This window comes from uncultured Massilia sp. (assembly GCF_913773735.1).
Classification (GTDB): domain Bacteria; phylum Pseudomonadota; class Gammaproteobacteria; order Burkholderiales; family Burkholderiaceae_D; genus Telluria.
On sequence record NZ_CAJYEB010000030.1, the window covers coordinates 158,614 to 176,132 of the forward strand.

15 protein-coding genes are annotated in these 17,519 nt (G+C 70.0%); 10 read left to right on the forward strand and 5 right to left on the reverse strand.

The window, feature by feature from the left end:
* Nucleotides 1-115: 115 nt before the first annotated feature.
* Nucleotides 116-1,426, reverse strand: coding sequence for an amidohydrolase (locus QZ749_RS15130; protein WP_296948515.1), 1,311 nt, complete (start codon nt 1,424-1,426; stop codon nt 116-118).
* A 318-nt stretch (nt 1,427-1,744) separates the two neighbouring features.
* Here QZ749_RS15130 and QZ749_RS15135 point away from each other — a divergent pair, with 318 nt between their 5' ends.
* Both QZ749_RS15135 and QZ749_RS15140 read left to right on the forward strand, forming a co-directional pair.
* Entirely contained in the window at nt 1,745-3,496 is a 1,752-nt protein-coding gene (locus QZ749_RS15135) for a methyl-accepting chemotaxis protein (RefSeq protein WP_296948517.1), read from the forward strand.
* A 130-nt stretch (nt 3,497-3,626) separates the two neighbouring features.
* The gene (locus QZ749_RS15140; RefSeq protein ID WP_296948519.1) at nt 3,627-4,100 is read left to right on the forward strand and encodes a hypothetical protein; all 474 of its coding nucleotides are present in this window, start codon (nt 3,627-3,629) and stop codon (nt 4,098-4,100) included.
* Nucleotides 4,101-4,137: 37 nt separating this feature from the next.
* Here the strand turns inward: QZ749_RS15140 and QZ749_RS15145 are convergent, their stop codons facing one another.
* Nucleotides 4,138-7,323 (reverse strand): error-prone DNA polymerase, encoded by a 3,186-nt coding sequence (locus tag QZ749_RS15145; protein ID WP_296948521.1) that lies wholly within the window; start codon nt 7,321-7,323, stop codon nt 4,138-4,140.
* 92 nt (nt 7,324-7,415) lie between these two features.
* On the opposite strand from QZ749_RS15145, the gene QZ749_RS15150 reads away from it, so the two are divergent.
* From QZ749_RS15150 to QZ749_RS15160, 3 genes are read left to right on the forward strand one after another with little or no spacing between them, the layout of a single operon-like run.
* The gene (locus tag QZ749_RS15150; protein WP_296948522.1) at nt 7,416-8,201 is read left to right on the forward strand and encodes a PhzF family phenazine biosynthesis protein; all 786 of its coding nucleotides are present in this window, start codon (nt 7,416-7,418) and stop codon (nt 8,199-8,201) included.
* A 31-nt stretch (nt 8,202-8,232) separates the two neighbouring features.
* Complete coding sequence (locus QZ749_RS15155; RefSeq protein WP_296948523.1) at nt 8,233-8,481, forward strand: MbcA/ParS/Xre antitoxin family protein; 249 nt, start codon at nt 8,233-8,235, stop codon at nt 8,479-8,481.
* 3 nt (nt 8,482-8,484) lie between these two features.
* The gene (locus QZ749_RS15160) at nt 8,485-8,853 is read left to right on the forward strand and encodes a Fur family transcriptional regulator (protein ID WP_296948525.1); all 369 of its coding nucleotides are present in this window, start codon (nt 8,485-8,487) and stop codon (nt 8,851-8,853) included.
* Between the two features lie 131 nt (nt 8,854-8,984).
* Here the strand turns inward: QZ749_RS15160 and QZ749_RS15165 are convergent, their stop codons facing one another.
* Nucleotides 8,985-11,081: a TonB-dependent receptor domain-containing protein gene (locus QZ749_RS15165; RefSeq protein ID WP_296948526.1), complete on the reverse strand. Its 2,097-nt coding sequence runs from the start codon at nt 11,079-11,081 to the stop codon at nt 8,985-8,987.
* A 74-nt stretch (nt 11,082-11,155) separates the two neighbouring features.
* Here QZ749_RS15165 and QZ749_RS15170 point away from each other — a divergent pair, with 74 nt between their 5' ends.
* The 3 genes from QZ749_RS15170 to QZ749_RS15180 all read left to right on the forward strand — a co-directional run bounded on the left by QZ749_RS15170 (nt 11,156) and on the right by QZ749_RS15180 (nt 13,698).
* Nucleotides 11,156-11,401 carry a hypothetical protein gene (locus QZ749_RS15170; RefSeq protein WP_296948527.1) on the forward strand — a complete coding sequence of 82 codons (246 nt, stop codon included), beginning with the start codon at nt 11,156-11,158 and terminating at the stop codon, nt 11,399-11,401.
* 145 nt (nt 11,402-11,546) lie between these two features.
* Nucleotides 11,547-12,881 (forward strand): flagellar filament capping protein FliD, encoded by a 1,335-nt coding sequence (gene fliD / locus QZ749_RS15175; RefSeq protein ID WP_296948531.1) that lies wholly within the window; start codon nt 11,547-11,549, stop codon nt 12,879-12,881.
* A gap of 58 nt (nt 12,882-12,939) precedes the next feature.
* Entirely contained in the window at nt 12,940-13,698 is a 759-nt protein-coding gene (locus QZ749_RS15180) for a type 1 glutamine amidotransferase domain-containing protein (RefSeq protein ID WP_296948534.1), read from the forward strand.
* A gap of 112 nt (nt 13,699-13,810) precedes the next feature.
* Here QZ749_RS15180 and QZ749_RS15185 read toward each other — a convergent pair whose 3' ends face one another.
* Nucleotides 13,811-14,299, reverse strand: a complete 489-nt coding sequence (locus QZ749_RS15185; protein WP_296948537.1) for an AtaL-like protein — start codon at nt 14,297-14,299, stop codon at nt 13,811-13,813.
* A gap of 15 nt (nt 14,300-14,314) precedes the next feature.
* Nucleotides 14,315-15,190: an NmrA/HSCARG family protein gene (locus QZ749_RS15190; protein WP_296948540.1), complete on the reverse strand. Its 876-nt coding sequence runs from the start codon at nt 15,188-15,190 to the stop codon at nt 14,315-14,317.
* A 117-nt stretch (nt 15,191-15,307) separates the two neighbouring features.
* Between QZ749_RS15190 and QZ749_RS15195 the strand changes: the two genes are divergently transcribed.
* Together QZ749_RS15195 and QZ749_RS15200 are read left to right on the forward strand one after the other, a co-directional pair.
* On the forward strand, nt 15,308-16,201 hold the full coding sequence (locus QZ749_RS15195) for a LysR family transcriptional regulator (RefSeq protein ID WP_296948544.1): 894 nt from the start codon (nt 15,308-15,310) through the stop codon (nt 16,199-16,201).
* Nucleotides 16,202-16,352: 151 nt separating this feature from the next.
* Nucleotides 16,353-17,411 carry an AI-2E family transporter gene (locus tag QZ749_RS15200; RefSeq protein ID WP_296948545.1) on the forward strand — a complete coding sequence of 353 codons (1,059 nt, stop codon included), beginning with the start codon at nt 16,353-16,355 and terminating at the stop codon, nt 17,409-17,411.
* Nucleotides 17,412-17,519 lie beyond the last annotated feature (108 nt).

Consider the following 17,519-nt stretch of genomic DNA (forward strand, 5'->3'; position numbering starts at 1 on the left):
CGGGGCCCAGTTTCCGGGCGCCGCCGCGACGCTTGCACGTCGGGTCCCGGCCTGCGCCGGGACGACGTGCAATATCACGTCGCGTACCCGCCAGGTGCGACGGCGCGCGGCAGGATTACTTCTTCGGCGCCATCAGGTCGAGCAGGATCGCCGTCTCGGCCTTGATGGTATTGGTCAGCGTCGGCTTCAGGTCCGGCGCCCATTGCGGCGAGTGGGTGCCCGGCAGCGGCTGGCCCGCCTTCTTCGCCGCTTCCAGGCGGCCCGCGTCGACGCCGCCGACGTGGATCAGGAGCGCCTTCACGCCCGGCTGCTGGCCATACATCGCGAAGTCTTCCGACGTCATCTTGGCCGGCATCTCCTTCACGAATTCCGGCCCCACGGCCGCCGTCACGGCCTTCACCGCGCGCGCCATCAGTTCCGGATCGTTGTAGACCGAATCCGTGCCCGGCTTGATGTCGACCTGCGGTTCCTTCGGCGCGCCGGCCGCCATCGCCTCGCCCTTCGCCTCGCGCACGATGCTGGCCAGCACGCGCTGGCGCACTTCCGGACGGAAGGTACGCACGGTCAGCGCCAGCTTGACCTGGTCCGGCACGATGTTGGCCTGGGTGCCGCCCTGGATGCTGCCGACGGTGATGACGACCGGATCCAGCGGATTGTTCTCGCGCGAGACCAGCGTCTGCAGCGCCAGCACGAGGCGCGACGCCATCACGACCGGATCGCGGGTCTCGTGCGGCACGGCGCCGTGGCCGCCCTGGCCGAACATGGTGATGGTGACGGTGTCGGCCGAGGCGCGGAACGGCCCGGCATGCCACATGATGGTGCCCGACGGCATGCTGGCGTCGTCATGCATCGACAGCGCGTAGTCCGGCTTCGGGAAGCGCGTGAACAGGCCATCCTTGAGCATCGCGGCGGCGCCGGTCAGCGGTTCCTCGGCCGGCTGGCCGACCAGCATCAGCGTGCCGCTCCAGGCCTTGCGGTTTTCCGACAGCAGCTTGGCCGTGCCGTACCAGGCCGACATGTGCAGGTCGTGGCCGCAGGCGTGCGCCACCGGCACCGTGTCGCCGGCGGCGTTCTTGGTGGTGACCTTGCTGGCGAACGGCAGGCCGGTCTTTTCCAGCACCGGCAGCGCATCCATCTCGGTGCGCAGCATCACGGTCGGGCCGGGCCCGTTGCGCAGGATCGCCACCACGCCGGTGCCGCCGACGCCGGTGGTGACCTCGAAGCCGAGCGCCTTGGCGTGTTCGGCCAGCTTGGCCGCGGTCCGGTGCTCGTTGAAACCCAGTTCCGGATTGGCGTGCAGGTCCTGGTAGAAGGTCTCGAGTTTCGGGTAGTCGGCGTTCAGCTGGGCCGCGAACGGGGCCGGCAGCGAGGCGGCGTGGGCGGCGGCGCCGGCGAGGCCGGCGAGGAACAGGGCGTTGCGGAGCATGCGGGATGACGTCATCAGGTTATTTCACTTCAGCGAGGGGAAAGAAAGGTGCCATAAAAGGCTCGAATAGCTGGGAGCCTCATTTCCAGCCTAACAGCTGAAGCATGATTTAACAATCTCCTATGGGAAATGTCGGAAAATACCTACATAAATGTGGCAAAAAAGATTCCCAACAGCATTTTATATATCCTTAAGGAACTTGGCATCGTAGAATGTTCACCTTCCTGCCAGCCCCTTCCGTGTCCCATGCTCCCGAGATTCGAGCAGGATCCTGCACGCGCCGCTGGCACCGTCTTCGCATAACTAAGGATTGTCGTAATGGGTCTATTTGCAAACATCAAGATCGGTAAGCGCCTTGGACTGGGCTTCTCCCTGATCCTCGCGATGACGGTGGTCATCGCCGTCGTCGGCGTCTGGCGCCTGGTGGAGGTCGCCGGCTCGACCCGCGCCATGATGGACGCGCCGCTGGCCAAGGAACGCATGATCACCGACTGGTACAGCCTGAACTTCGCGTCGATCCGCCGCACCGCCGCGATCGTCAAGAGCTCGGACCCGTCGCTGGGCGCCTACTTCAAGGAAGACTCGGCCGCCTCGGTCAAGAAGGCCGCCGAACTGATGAAGGGCATCGAGCCGCTGATCGCCACCGAAGGTCCGGAGCACGACCTGTTCGCGCGCATCCTGGAGCAGCGCAAGGCCTACAGCGCGGGCCGCGACGGCGCCGTCAAGGCCAAGGCCGACGGCAACGTCGAGGAAGCCGCCGCCATCCTCGAGCAGAAATTCACCCCGGCCGCCAAGGTCTACCAGGACCTGCTGCAGGACCTGGTGACGATGCAGCGCGCCAGCATCGACGCCACCGCCCGCGCCATCGACGAGAACGCGATGCGCAGCACGCGCATGATCGTGGTGCTGAGCGTGTGCGCCGTGGTGGCCGGCGCCATCCTGTCCTGGCTGCTGACCCGCGGCATCGTGCGCCCGATCCAGGATGCCGTCATCGTGGCCGAGACCGTCGCCGGCGGCGACCTGACCCACGTGATCGACGCCGACGGCAAGGACGAGACCGGCGCCCTGCTGCGCGCCCTGCGCCACATGAACGACAGCCTGGTCGGCATCGTCGGCCAGGTCCGCAGCGGCACCGACACCATCGCCACCGCGTCGCGCGAGATCAGCGCCGGCAACCTGGACCTGTCGGCCCGCACCGAGCAGCAGGCCAGCAGCCTGGAAGAGACGGCCGCCGCGATGGAAGAGCTGACCACCACCGTGCGCCAGAACGCGGAGAACGCGCGCCAGGCCAACCAGCTGGCCATCGCCGCCTCCCAGGTCGCGACCCAGGGCGGCGCCGTGGTCGGCCAGGTCGTCTCCACGATGAGCGCCATCAACGAATCGTCGAAGAAGATCGTCGACATCATCACCGTCATCGACGGCATCGCCTTCCAGACCAACATCCTGGCGCTGAACGCGGCCGTCGAAGCGGCGCGCGCCGGCGAGCAGGGCCGCGGCTTCGCGGTCGTCGCCGGCGAGGTGCGCACGCTGGCCCAGCGTTCGGCCGCCGCCGCCAAGGAAATCAAGGAACTGATCGGCAATTCGGTGGCGAACGTCGACACCGGCGCGAAGCTGGTCGACCAGGCCGGCACCACGATGGAACAGGTGGTGACGTCGATCCGCCGCGTGACCGACATCATGGGCGAGATCACCAGCGCCAGCCAGGAACAGACCGGCGGCATCGAGCAGGTCAACGGCGCCATCGGCCAGATGGACCAGGTGACGCAGCAGAACGCGGCGCTGGTCGAGGAAGCGGCCGCCGCGGCGGCATCGATGGAAGACCAGGCCGGCAAGCTGGCGGACGTGGTCAGCGTGTTCAAGCTGGACCGGGCGCACGGCCTGGCGGCGCCGGTGGCGCCGGTGCAGCGCGCGCTGGCCAGGCCGGCGGCGGGCCGCGCCGTCGTGGCGCGATCGCAGCCCGTCAAGACGGCACCGGCGGCACCTGCGGCGCGTGCGACCAACCGGGACAAGCCGGCCAAGCCGGCCAAGCAGGCGGCCGCGGCCGGTGCGGACGACTGGGAAGAATTCTGATCCCGCACGCCGTACGACGTGCCCGAAGCGCCGCCATCGTGCGGCGCTTTTTATGTCTGGCAGGCTTTTGGGGCAACCATACCGTGCTACAGTACGACGGCATGGCCACGCAGAAGCCCGCCCAACAATCGTGAACCGAATCGTCTTTTTCCTACTCGCGGCGACCGTCGCCGCCGCCGGCTGCACGGTGCGCCCGGAACAGCACGCGAAGGCCGTGGTCCTCAAGCGCTTTCCCATCGCGACCATCACGACGACCTCGCTGGCCCCGGCGGAATCGGATGCCGTCTGCGGCGAGGTGGAAGCGGACGGCGCCCCGCCCCGGCTGTTCGCCGTGAAGAACGAATCCACGCGGCTGCGCCTGTCCGGCGACGCCGACCTCGATCTCGCGGGCTTCCTCAGGGAGTGCCGCATCGCGCACGGCTCCCGCGAGGCAGCGCAGGCCACCCGGCGCTGGAACGAACTGGCGGAGCTATGGGACCAGCGCCGCGCGGACGCGGCGCGACGGGAGCGCGGGCAGCGTACCCGTGAACGGATCAAGCAGTGGGTCGACGACAACGAGGACGGCCTGCGCGCCCTGAACGAGGCGGCCGACAGGCTGCAATAGCGCACCGGACGTGAACGGCGCCGCCACGCCGCCGCGATCAGCAAAAATCCCTGCTGCGCGTATCCAGCCCACCGAGCAGGTGCGACATGTCCACCAGGCGCTTGGCCACCAGGTGGCGCACCTCCCCTTCGCGCTGCCAGATCCCGTACACGCCCAGCAGCGCGGCATTGAGCACCTCGCGCCGCTGCTGCTCGACCAGCGTGCGCCAGACGATCACGTTGACGTTGCCGGTCTCGTCCTCGATGGTGAGGAACAGCACGCCCTTGGCCGTGCCGGGGCGCTGGCGCACGGTGACGATGCCGCAGGCGCGCGCCAGCTGGCCGTTCTGGAAATCCATCAGCACGTCGGCCGGCAGGAAGCGCCTGGCCAGCAACTGCTTGCGCAGCAGCGCCAGCGGATGGCGGCCCAGCGTCAGGCCCTGGGCGCGGTAGTCGTGGACGATCTCGGCGCCCTCGCCCGGCGCCGGCAGCACCGGGGTTTCCTCGTCCGGCAGCGTAGGGCGCAGCAGGTCGCGGTCGGGCACCGCGCCTACCGCCTCCCACAGGGCCTGGCGGCGGTGGCCGGCCAGGCCGAGCAGCGCATTGCCGCCGGCCAGCACCTGCAGGTCGTGGCGTTCCAGCGCGGCGCGCCGGGCCAGGTCGGCCACGCCGGCGAACGGGCGCACGGCGCGCGCCAGTTCGATGCGCTCGGCCGCCGCGCGGCCCATCCCGCGCAGCATGTGCAGGCCCAGGCGCACGGCCGGCTGGACCCGCGGATCGTCGCCGCGCTCTTCCAGCGTGGATTCCCAGCCGCTCACGGCCACGTCGACGGGACGCACCTCGATGCCGTGGCGCTGCGCATCCTGCACCAGTTGCGCGGGACTGTAGAAGCCCATCGGCTGGCTGTTCAGCAGCGCGCACAGGAAGGCGGCCGGCTCGTGGCACTTCAGCCAGGAACTGGCGTAGGCGAGCAGCGCGAAGCTGGCCGCGTGCGATTCGGGAAAGCCGTATTCGCCGAAGCCCTGGATCTGCTGGAAGATCTGTTCGGCGAACGCCTGCTCGTAGCCGCGCTCCAGCATGCCGCCGACGATGCGCTGGTAGTAGTGCTCGAGGTTGCCCTTTCGCTTCCAGGCCGCCATCGCGCGGCGCAGTTCGTCCGCCTCGCCCGGCGTGAAGCCGGCGGCCAGGATCGCCACCTGCATCACCTGCTCCTGGAAGATGGGCACGCCCAGCGTGCGCTCGAGCGCCGTCTTCATGGCCGGACTCGGATAGCGCACCAGGCGCGGCTGCGCGCGCCGCTGCAGGTAGGGATGCACCATCCCGCCCTGGATGGGTCCGGGGCGCACGATGGCCACCTCGATGACGAGGTCGTAGAACGCGCGCGGCTTCATGCGCGGCAGCATGCTCATCTGGGCGCGCGACTCGATCTGGAACACGCCGATGGTGTCGGCCCGGCAGATCATGTCGTAGGTGGCCTGGTCCTCGTGCGGGATGTCCTGCATCTCGAACGCGGCGCCGCGCCGCTGCCCGACCAGCTCGAGGCCGCGGCGCAGCATCGACAGCATGCCCAGCGCCAGCACGTCGACCTTCATGAGGCCCAGCTCCTCGAGGTCGTCCTTGTCCCACTGGATCACGCTGCGCTCTTCCATGGCCGCGTTCTCGATGGGGACGAGGCGCGACAGCGGCCCGCGCGAGATCACGAAGCCGCCCGGGTGCTGCGACAGGTGGCGCGGAAAGCCCAGCAGGCGCTGCGCCAGCGCGGCCCACTGCTGCGACAGCGGCGCCTGCGGATCGAGGCCGCTCTCGGCCAGCCGGTTCAGCAGGTCGGCCTTGCCGTCGAACCAGTGGTGCTGCTTGCAGACCTTGTCGACGATGGCCAGGTCCACGCCCAGCGCGCGGCCGCTGTCGCGCAGCGCGCTGCGCGGACGGTAGCTGATGACCACCGCCGCCAGCGCCGCGCGCGCGCGGCCGTACTTGGCGTAGATGTACTGGATGACTTCCTCGCGGCGCTGGTGCTCGAAGTCGACGTCGATGTCGGGCGGCTCGTTGCGCTCGCGCGAGATGAAGCGCTCGAACAGCAGGTTGCCCTTGGCCGGGTCGACCTCGGTGATGCCGAGGCAGTAGCACACCGCCGAGTTGGCGGCCGAGCCGCGCCCCTGGCACAGGATGCCCTGCGAGCGCGCGTGGCGCACGATGTCGTACACGGTCAGGAAGTAGTGCTCGTAGGCCTTTTCGGCGATCAGCGCCAGCTCGTGCTCGATCTGGGCCTGCACCCGCGCCGGGATGCCCGCGCGGAAGCGCCGGTGCGCCCCGTTCCAGGTTTCGCGGCGCAGCCAGCTGGCCGCCGTGTGGCCCGGCGGGACCACTTCGTCCGGGTATTCGTAGCGCAGCTCGTCGAGCGAGAACGTGCACAGGCGCGCGATGCGCAGCGTCTCCAGCAGGGCCTTGCGCGGATAGATGTTGGCCAGGCGCAGGCGCGAGCGCAGGTGCTGCTCGGCGTTCTGCGCCAGCCGGTAGCCGCACTCGCCGACCGGCTTGCCGATGCGGATGGCGGACAGCGTGTCCTGCAGCGGCTTGCGCGAGCGCACGTGCATCGTCACGTGGCCCAGCGCGACGATCGGCAGCCCGTGCTGCCAGCCCACTTCCTCGACGGCCATGCGGTGCGCCTCGTCGACGGCGCGGTGCAGCAGGTTCAGGCCGATCCAGGCGCGGCCCGGGAAGGTCTGCGACATCCACGCGGCCTGCGCGTGCAGGCGGTCGACGTCGGCCGCCTCGTGGCCCGGATAGGCCGGCAGCAGGATGGCCAGGCAGTCCGGCATGCCGGCCAGGTGGACCGCCCCATCCGGCGGCGCGTCGAGGTCGGCCGGGCGCAGCAGGTAGCTGCCCTTGCTGCTGCGCATGCGGCCCAGGGTGATCAGTTCCGCCAGGTTGCCGTAGCCGTTGCGGTTCTGCGCCAGCAGCAGCAGCGACAGGGCGCGCGTGCCGTCCGCGTGTTCGAGGTGGAAGTGGGCGCCGATGATCAGCGGCAGCTTCGCCCGCTTCGCCTGCGCATGGGCGCGCACCACGCCGGCCAGCGAGCACTCGTCGGTGACCGCCAGCGCCGAGTAGCCCAGCTCCACCGCGCGCGCCACCAGTTCCTCCGCATGCGAGGCCCCCTGCAGGAAGGAGAAATTCGTCAGGCAGAACAGCTCCGCGTAGGCGGGCAGTCCCTGCGTTCCTGGCAGGCGTGGCGGGTCGGTGGGCATCGTACGGGTCGCTCGAGCGCTAGAATGATGTTGGCATCATGGAATACTGTATAAAAACACAGTATATACTGCGAACCCGACAATCGAGAACCATGCACACCCAAGAATTGATCTGCTTCGGCGCGCGCCCGGGCCAAGGCAATCCGGCGCTGGTGGTAGAAGGCGCGCCCGCCGACCCGGACGCGCGCCGGCGCCTGGCGCACGCGCGCGACACCACCTGCGTCTTCGTGGACACCGGCGCCGACGGCACGCGAAGCGTCGACTACTGGTATCCGCACGCGCGCAGCCCGCTGTGCCTGCACGCAACGCTGGCGGTGGCGGCGCTGCTGTTCGCGCGCCGGCCGGACGCCGCCGCGATCGCGGTCGAGACGGCCATGCACGGCCAGCGCCTGGCGCTGCTGCGCGACGGCGGCGACTATTTCGTGCGCCTCGCGCCGCAGCCGGCGCCGGCCGTCGACATCGCACCGGCGCGACTGGCGGCGCTGCTGCGCGCGCCGGGCTTCGTGCCCGCCGCCGCGCCGCGCACGGCATCGGTCGGCAGTCCCAAGCTGCTGGTCGAAGTGGCCGATACGGACGCGCTGTACGCGCTGGCGCCGGACCTGGCCGGCATCGCGGCCTGGGGCAAGGAACATGGGGTGAACGGCATCTACGCCTGGTGCCGGCGCGCCGACGGCGCGCTGGAGGGACGCAACTTCAACCACCTCGACCCGGCGCTGGAAGACGCCGCGACGGGCGTGGCGGCGGGCGCGCTCGCCGCATCGCTGGGAACGGACCTGGTGTTGCGCCAGGGCCGCGCGGCCGGCCGCGACTGCCTGATCCGCACGCGCATCGACGGCGCGGCGCTGCTGGTCGGCGGCGCCGCGCAGCCGGCCGGGTAGGCTCGCGCGCGGCGCTCTGCTACACTGCGGCATGGCCAACGACGCACCCCTCCATCCCGACGCCTTCGCCGCGCTGCGCGAACGCTTCCAGCAACAGTCGCGCAAGGCGCAGGCTTACTACACCGTCATGCACGCGATGCGCGCCATCCTGGGCGGCGACGATGCCGCCGACGCCTGGATGAACACGCCCCTGCCCGCCTTCGACGGCGCCACGCCGGCGCAACTGGTCGGCCAGGGCCGCCAGGACGAGGTGCTGGCGCACGTGCGCACGCTGGGCTGAGCCATGGAACGCAATACCCGCCAACGCAAGGCGATCCAGCAATGCCTCGTCGATGCCGGCCGCCCGCTGTCGCCGCAGGAAATCCTGGAAGCGGCGCAGGGCGCCGTGCCGGGCATGGGCCTGGCGACGGTCTACCGCAACATCAAGATCATGCTGGAGGCGGGCGACATCGCGGCCGTGGCGCTGCCGGGCGGCGGCGACCGCTACGAGATCGCCGGCCACGGCCACCACCACCATTTCCATTGCCGCGGCTGCGACCGCGTGTACGAGGTGCACGCCTGCCCGGGCGACATGCAGAAACTGGCGCCGGACGGGTTCCAGCTGGAGTCGCACGAGCTGACCTTGTACGGCTTGTGCAGCCAGTGCCGGTAGGTACCGGCCGATAACGCCACGCAGGGCGCGCTCGGGGAGCGCACCCGGGGGTCAGATCCCGGTGTTGATTTTCCAAGGGCTCTGACCCCGGTGTTGAACGGAGTCGTAGTACGCACCGGCCCTTCGCGGACTCAGAACAGCAAGCGCACGCCCGCCGTCAGGTTCCGCCCCGCCAGCGGCGCCGCATCCTTGATGAACGAGGTATGGCTGAACGCCAGCTGGTTGGTGAGGTTGTTCACGCGCGCATAGAACTGCGCCGGCACGCCGCCGATGCGCGTCGTGTAGTGGGTGCCGATGTTGAGCATGTTGTACCCGGCCGTCGGGCTTTCGTAGTCCGCCACCTTGTCCTGCTTGCCGACGCGGTAGGCCTCGACCATGCCGTGCCAGGCCTGCCATTCGCCGTCCAGGCGCACGCCGAGGCGCGCGGCCGGGGTGCGCGGGATGTCGCGGCTGCCGGCGCCGTCGTCGAAGCGGGCACGCACATAGTCGCCGAACAGCGTGCCGGCGAAGGACGGCGAGAACTTGTGCCGCAATTCTCCCTCCAGGCCCGTGAACGTGGCGTCGCGCTGGGCGTATTCGATCAGCTGGAAGCCTTCGTGGCTGTCGAGCGTGTGCGCATAGATGTAGTTGTCGATGCGGTTGTGGAAGGCGCTCAGCGAGAACGTGGTCGCGCCGGCGAACTTGCGCAGCGTGACGTCGACGTTGTTCGACGTCTCCTTGCCCAGGTTCTCGTTGCCGATCTCGTAGGTGCTGGTGGCCAGGTGCGCGCCGTCGGCATACAGCTCCTCGGCGGTCGGCAGGCGGTGGCTGCGCGACAGCGAGGCGCCCAGCGAATACTGCGGATGGAATTTCCAGACCCCGCCCGCCGACAGCGACGTGCCGCTGGCGCTGGTGTCCTTGCGCGTCGCGCTGTCGACGTCGATGTCCTGCCATTCGTGGCGCGCGGCCGCTTCGAAGCGCCAGGCGCCGACGCGGTATTCCTCGGTGAGGAAGGCGGCGTGCTTCTTCGTCAGCGTCGGCGGCACGTAGGCTTCCTCGCCCGCCGCGTCGAAGTCGCGCCGCGTGGTCTGCAGGCCCGCGACGCCGCGCCAGCCTTGCAGCGGTGCGTGCTCGGCCTCGACGCGCACGTCGTGGCCCTTGTTGCGAAAGCGCGTCGCGACGGCGCCGTCCTCGAGTTCGTCGTGCCGGTAATCGGTGAACGCGGCGCGCAGGCTCACGCGCCGGATGCCGGCCAGCGGATCGCGGTATTCGCCGCGCACGTCCCAGCGATTGCTGTCCAGCTTCACCACCGGGACCTCGCCATGCGCGTGCTCGTGCTCGTGCTCGTGGTCCTCGCCCTCGTGGTCGTGGCCCTCCTCGTCCCCGTGGCCGCCGCAATGCAGGTGGTCGCCGTGCGGATGGCAGCCCTCGGCCTCGTGGTTGTGGCCGGGGATGCCGTACTCGGTACGCTCCTTGGTGAAGGCCGCGCCCAGGTAGCCGCGCGCGCCGATCCAGGACAGGCCGACGCTGCCCGTCTCGGTCTCCTTGTCGCTGCCCAGGACGCGCCCGCCCTCGCTCCAGCCGCGGCCGACCTTGTAGGCATCGGCATCGCGCTTGACGCCCTCGGCATGGACCGCCACGTTGCCGGCGCCGCCGGTCAGCTCGAACGCGCCGGCCTTCTCGCGCGCCGCCGAATTGGCGCGCAGCTCGACGCTGCCCTCCACCGGCTTGCCCGGCATGCCGGTGGGGATCTTGCGGTCGATGATGTTGACCACGCCGCCGACGGCGCCGCCGCCATAGGCCAGCGCCGACGGGCCGCGCAGCACCTCGATGCGCTCGGCCAGCATCGGCTCGAACGCCACCGCGTGGTCGGGGCTGATCGTGGAGGCGTCCTGCACCTCGGCGCCGTCCGCCAGGATCTTCACGCGCGGGCCATCCATGCCGCGGATCACCGGACGGCTGGCGCCGGCGCCGAAGTGGCTCGACGTGATGCCGGGCTGGTTGGCCAGCGTCTCGCCCAGCGTCGATTCGCGCGCGCGCACCAGGGCGCCGCCCGACAGCGACGTCACCGGCGTGACCATGTCGTCGTCCACCAGGCCGAGCGCGCTGGCCGAGATCACGACGGTGGGCACGCTGTCGGGGTCGCCCTGCAGGCGGCCATCGGTTTGGGCGTGCGCAGCCAGGGGAACGCCGAAGGCGAACAGGATCGCCAGCGCGAGCGGTTTCGGTTGGCAGGTCGGGACGTGCATGAGGTGGCTTCCTTTTACGATTGTATTTGGTAATGATAAGTCATTATCATTAAAGGCTCAAGCCATCGCCCGCCATGATTGCCACCATGCCGCCCACCACGCCGCCCATCCCCCCGCCTCCGCATCCCGGCGATGCGCACGCCGGCACGCCCCATTCCCATGTCCTGTCCGACGCGGAAATGGACGGTGCGGGGTGGATCGTCCTGTGCTACCTGCTGCTGGGCGCCTGGTTCATCTGGACCAGCCGGCGCGGCGCGGCGGCACGGCGGCGCGACCGCACACGCCGCAAGCGCCGCCGCAGGCGCCGCCGGGTCCGCTAGCGCGTCGCGCCCGGCCCACGGCCATGCGATGCCACCGGCGGCGCCGCGACAACGCGCCCTGCTCACATGCCATCCCGATAATTGGCACGACAATCGGGTGCTATTCTTTACACCAGGCGACAATTTCCAGGCGCATAATGCTGATATGACGACCTCCATCTCAAGCGCCGCGCCGGGCCTCGGCGGCACCAGCGGACTGGCCGACCTGTACACGTCGGCGACCAAATCGCTGCTCGCGCAGAACCCGGGCATCAAGACCATCGATGCGCAGATCAGCCGCGACAACGCGCGCCTGTCCGGCATCGGCAAGCTGGCGCTGGCGCTGGACGCGTTCCGCACCAGCGCCGGCAAGCTGGGCGGCGACAAGCTCGACGCGGCGGCCAGCGCCAGCGGCAAGGCGGTCACGGCCCAGCTCACGGACAGCAAGGCCACGGCCGGCACCCACGTGGTGGACGTCAAGCAGCTCGCCCAGGGCCAGCAACTGGCCACGAAGGCGCTGCCCGACAAGGGCGCGGCGCTGGGCGGCGGCGCCACCACGCTGATCAGGATCGACATGGGCACGGGCAGCGGCGCCACCTCCACCACGCTGAAGATCGACGGCAGCAACAACACGCTGGACGGCATCGCCAAGGCCATGCGCGACGCCGGCCTGGATGCCACCGTGGTCCAGGACGGCAAGGGCTATTCGCTCAGCCTGACGGGCAAGTCCGGCGCGGCCAACACGATGCGCATCGGCGTCTCCGGCGATCCGGTGCTGCAGGGCCTGTTCTCCTACGGCCCCGGCGTCAACAGCGCGATGACGCAGAAGGCCGCGGCCCGGGACGCGCAGGTCGTCGTCGACGGCAAGGCCATCACCGCGTCCGCCAACAAGCTGGAGGCGGCGCTGCCGGGCGTGTCCCTCACGCTCAACGAGGTCGGCAAGAGCGAGGTGAAGGTGGCGCGCGATCCGTCGGCGATTACCGCCAACGTCAAGGATGTCGTCGCCGCCTTCAACACCATGAACACCAGGCTGGGCGACCTGAAGACCGGCGACACGGCCAACGACATCCTGCTGCGCCAGGTGCAGGCCCAGGTCGGCCAGGTGATCGACGGCGCCGACCAGAAGGCGCTGGCCGACGTGGGCATCACGCGCAAGAACGGCGCCCTGGTGCTGGACGAGGCCAGGCTGAAGGCGGCCGTGGCCGCCGATCCCGACAAGGTGACGCAGCTGTTCTCCAAGTCCGGCACCGGCCTGGCCGACCAGTTCACCAGCCGCATCGACCAGCAGATGCGCAAGGGCGGCCTCCTGACCGACCAGGCCGCGGCCCTGCAGGGGGAAGTCGACAAGCTGACGGCGAAGAAGACGCAGATGACCGACATCGTCAACCAGCAGGCCAGCATGCTGGCGCAGCAGTATGCGCTGATCGGCTCGGGCGGCAACGCGCTGTATGGCCTGGGCGGCGCGACCAGGCCGATGTCGCTGTTCGACTTCATGGCCTGAGGGCCTCGCGGAACTAATCCCCTCCCGGCGAATCTGCCGCATGTCTCCGGGAGGAACCATGAACGATCCAGACAAGCTCGCCGGCAAGCGCATCGCCCTGCTCGCCGCCGACGGTTTCGAGCAGGCGGAACTGGATGCGGCGGCCGCCGCGCTCAGGCAGTGCGGCGCGGCCGTCACGCTGGTCGCGCTGCGCCGCGGCCGCATCCGCGGCATGCACGTGCACCAGTCCGGCGAACTGCTGCGCGTCGACGCCGCCATCGACGCCGTGTGCTGCGACGACTACGACGGCCTCCTGATCCCCGGCGGCTACATCGGTCCCGACCTGCTGCGCCAGTCCGCCGCCGCGCGCGACTTCGTGCGCGCCTTCCACGCCGCCGGCAAGCCCATCGCGGCCATGTCGCACGCGGCGCTGGTGCTGGTGTCGAGCGGCCTGGCCGCCGGCCGCCTGCTGACTGCCTGGCCGGGCGTGCGCGACGACGTCGTGAACGCCGGCGCCACCTGGCTGAACCAGGACACCGTGCGCGACGGCCAGCTCCTCACCAGCCGCACGCCCCAGGACGCGGGCGCGTTCGCGCGCGAGATGGTGGCGCTGTTCGCGGGCGAGCCGGCCAGCGCCGCGCTGCCCGCCCTCCCCGCCCCCCGCGCCTCCGACCCGCCCCGGCAAATCCCGTCCGAGGCCCCGGAACAACCGCTGCGCTGGCTGTCGGCGCCGTCGATCGGCACCATGCTCAGCCTGGCGCTGCTGGGCGTCGGCGTGGTGGCGGCCAATCACCGGCGGCGCAAGGAGGCGGGGCCGTCGGAAGGCGCCGGGAACTGAGTGCCGGGAACGGAGTGCCGAAAGCGGAGCGCCGGGCGCCCGCATCCCTGCGCCGTCTCCCCGGCGCAGGCCGGGGGCCAATCTTCGCAAGTGCCATCGCTACGGCTGGCGCTCAGATCGAGCCGCCCACGACCTGCCCCGCGCCAAGCAGCTCACGGGTGCGCGCGAGCGTCGACAGCAGCGCGCTGCGGTAGCCGCGGTCGCCATCCATCCAGGCCTGCTCGGCCTGCTCCTCCGGGCCGCCCGGCGCCTTGCCGCGCAAGCCCAGGTAGCAGTAGAAGCGCAGTTGCAGCACGCCGGCGGCGTCCTCGAACAGCTCGTTGACGATCACGCCCTCGCGCGGCCCGCCGGCCTGGAAGAAGGACACCTTGCTCTCTTCCTCGAAGACGATGATCTCGCGCAGGTCCTGGCCGCCGATCGTGGCGTCGCGCACGATGTGCGTCGTGCTTTCCTCCACGACGTCGCAGCGGGTGCACAGGCCGGGCGGCAGGAACAGGCGGGCGTCGCGCGCCTTGCTGACCAGGCCGGCCCATGCCTGGGCGCGCGTCAGCGGGGTCGCGCCCTGCGGGTTGACCGGGACGGTGGCGGTGGAATGAATCATGATGTGCTCCTTCGCTCAAGCCGCCGCCGCTTCGGCCGCGAACGCGCGGTAGGACCGCAGCGGCCGCCCCAGCAGCGTCTCCAGGCGTGCGACGTCGCCGTCTTCCGGCAGCATGCCGGTATCCAGGAAGCGCTCGCTCATCAGGCGCATGTCGAAGGCCATCCAGGCGGGCATGGCGTGGCGCAGGTTGCGCTCGAAGCCGGCCGTGTCGTCGCCGCCGTAGACCACCGGGCGGCCCAGCACGTCCGACCAGATCGCGGCCACGCCGGCGCCGGTGAGCGTGTCGGGACCGACCAGGTTGATGCGCTCGAACGGCAGCGGTCCGGCGGCCCGTTCGCGGCGCAGCAGTGCGATGGCGGCGATCTCGCCGATGTCGCGCGCGTCGATCATCGCGAGCCCCCTGGCGCCGATCGGCATCGGATAGACGCCATGGCCGCGCACCACGTCCTTGACGGCCAGGTCGTTGCCCATGAAGTAGGCCGGGCGCAGGACGGTGGCATGCAGGCCCATCGTCTCGATCATGCGCTCGACGCCGAACTTGCCGGCGAAGTGCGGCACGTCGGCATACAGGTCGCTGTGGATCACCGACAGGTAGACGATGCGCTCGATGCCGGCTTTGCGCGCCAGGTTGAGCGCGACCAGCGCCTGGGTGAATTCGTCGGGCACCACCGCGTTCAGCAGGAACAGCGTGGACACGCCGGACAGCGCGGCGCGCATCGCGTCGACGTCGAGCAGGTCGCCCTGCACGACCTCCACGCCGGCCGGGAAGGCGGGCATGGCGGCCCTGGCGGGGTTGCGCACCAGCGCGCGCACGGCGGCGCCGCGGCTGGCGAGTTGTTCGACGACGTGGCGGCCGATGGTGCCGGTGGCACCGGTTACGAGGATGGTCATGCTGGTTCTCCGGTTGAGTGTTGAGGTCAGGATCGACGAGTCCATGGTAGGCGTTCCACAACGGTGTCGATAGACGGCATAATTGGACATCCCGTCTCGCCAGCGAAACACTCGACCATGGACCTGCTCGCCCTCGCCGATTTCAACCTCGTCGCCCGCCACGGCGGCTTCGGCCGCGCCGCGCGCGCCAGCGGCCGCCCCAAGGCGACGCTGTCGCGCCGCGTCGCCGAACTGGAAGGCGCGCTCGGGCTGCGCCTGTTCGAACGCGGCGCGCGCGTCCTCAAGCTGACCCAGGAAGGCCGCGCGCTGCACGAGCGCACCGGGGCCTTGCTGACGGAAATCGACGAGACGGCCGCCGCGATCGCCGCGGGCGGCGACCGGCCGCGCGGCCGCCTGCGCATCAGCGCGCCGCTGCTGTTCTCGCAGACCGCGATGGGCAGGCTGGCCGCCGGCTTCGCGCTGCGCTACCCCGACGTGCGGCTGGAGGTGACGAGCGAGGACCGGGCCGTGGACATGGTCGAGGAAGCGGTCGACCTGGTGATCCGCGTCGATCCCGCGCCGGACGAGCAGCTCGTCGGACGCGTCATCCTGCGCGACCGGCTGGTGGTGGTGGCCGCGCCCGGCCTGGCGCGCCCGCGCGATGGCGCCGCCGTCCCCGCCGTGGTGCGCGGCGGCGGCGCGCAGCCGGCGGCCTGGGGGATGACGGACGATGCGGGGAGCACGCGGCTCGCCGTCGATCCGGTGCTGCGCCTGTCGTCGCTGGTCATGGTGCGCGACGCGGTACGCGCGGGCGTGGGCGCCGCGCGCCTGCCGGTGTCGCTGGTCGGCCGCGACCTGGCCGCCGGCACGCTGGTGCGGTGGGGCGACGCGGACGCGCCGGAGATCGCGCTATGGGCGCTGTATCCGTCGCGGCGGCTGCTCAGTGCGCGCGTGTCGGCCTTCCTCGACTACCTGAAGGAGGCGTTTCCGCGAGGGACGCCGGAAGAGCTGGCGGCGTACCTGGGCGAATGACGATCCTGTTGCAGTCGGATGGTCCGTGGGGTGGTCACTTCCGTGCCCACCAGGCATCGGCAGCGCCTCGCGCACGCCCCGAAACGCGCACGGGCGCCCGGATCGTCTATCATGCCTCCAAAGACTTGCCGAGATCACATCATTTATTTTTATGAACCAATTCACGCTGCAACAAAGAGTCTTCCTGCTCCTGCTGGCCATCGTCACGATCGGCTTCGGCTGGATCCTGCTGCCCTACTCCGGCGCGGTGTTCTGGGGCGTCGTGCTGGCCATCCTGTTCGTGCCGCTGTACCGCTGGCTGCTGGCCAGGATGAAGCAGCGCAGGAACGGCGCCGCCATCCTCACGCTGCTGGCGATCGTCGTGCTGGTGCTGATCCCGGTGGCATTGATCACCGTGTCGCTGGTGCAGCAGGCGGCCGGGGTGTATGCGCGGGTCAGTTCCGGCCACGTCGACTTCGGCGCCTACTTCCGTCAGGTCATGGGCGTGCTGCCGCAATGGCTGATCGCGCTGCTGGAGCGCTTCGACCTCACCAGCCTGGCCACGATCCAGCAGAAGCTGGCGGCCGTCGCGTCCCAGATCAGCCAGGTCGTCGGCACCTATGCGCTCAACTTCGGCCGCAACACGCTCGACTTCCTGGTCAGCCTGACCGTCATGCTGTACCTGCTGTTCTTCCTGCTGCGCGACGGCGACCACCTGGCGCGGCGCGTGCGCCAGGCCGTGCCGCTGGGCCGCATCTACAAGCAGCGCCTGTTCGACAACTTCACCACCGTGATCCGCGCCACCGTCAAGGGCAACGTGCTGGTCGCCGCGGCGCAGGGCGCGCTGGGCGGCATCGCGTTCTGGTTCCTCGACGTGCAGGGTCCGCTGCTGTGGGGCGTGGTGATGGCCTTCCTGTCGCTGCTGCCGGCCGTCGGCGCCGCCCTCGTGTGGGCGCCGGTCGCCATCTACTTCATGGTGTCCGGCTCGCTGTGGGAAGGCATCGGCCTGATGGTGTATGGCGTACTGGTGATCGGCCTGGTGGACAATGTGCTGCGCCCGATCCTGGTCGGCAAGGACACCAAGATGCCGGACTATATCGTGCTGCTGTCCACGCTGGGCGGCATGGCGCTGTTCGGCCTGGACGGTTTCGTGATCGGACCGGTCGTCGCCGCCCTGTTCATCGCGGCCTGGGACCTGTTCGCCTCGGCCGAGGAATTTCACTCGGAATGAGCACGCATGCACCACCGACGAACATATTGTGCGTCATGACAGTGCATGCCTAGAGCTTATCTTCTAAGTCGTTGCGGTTATGCGACATAGGATTTGTTGCCCTGAGAC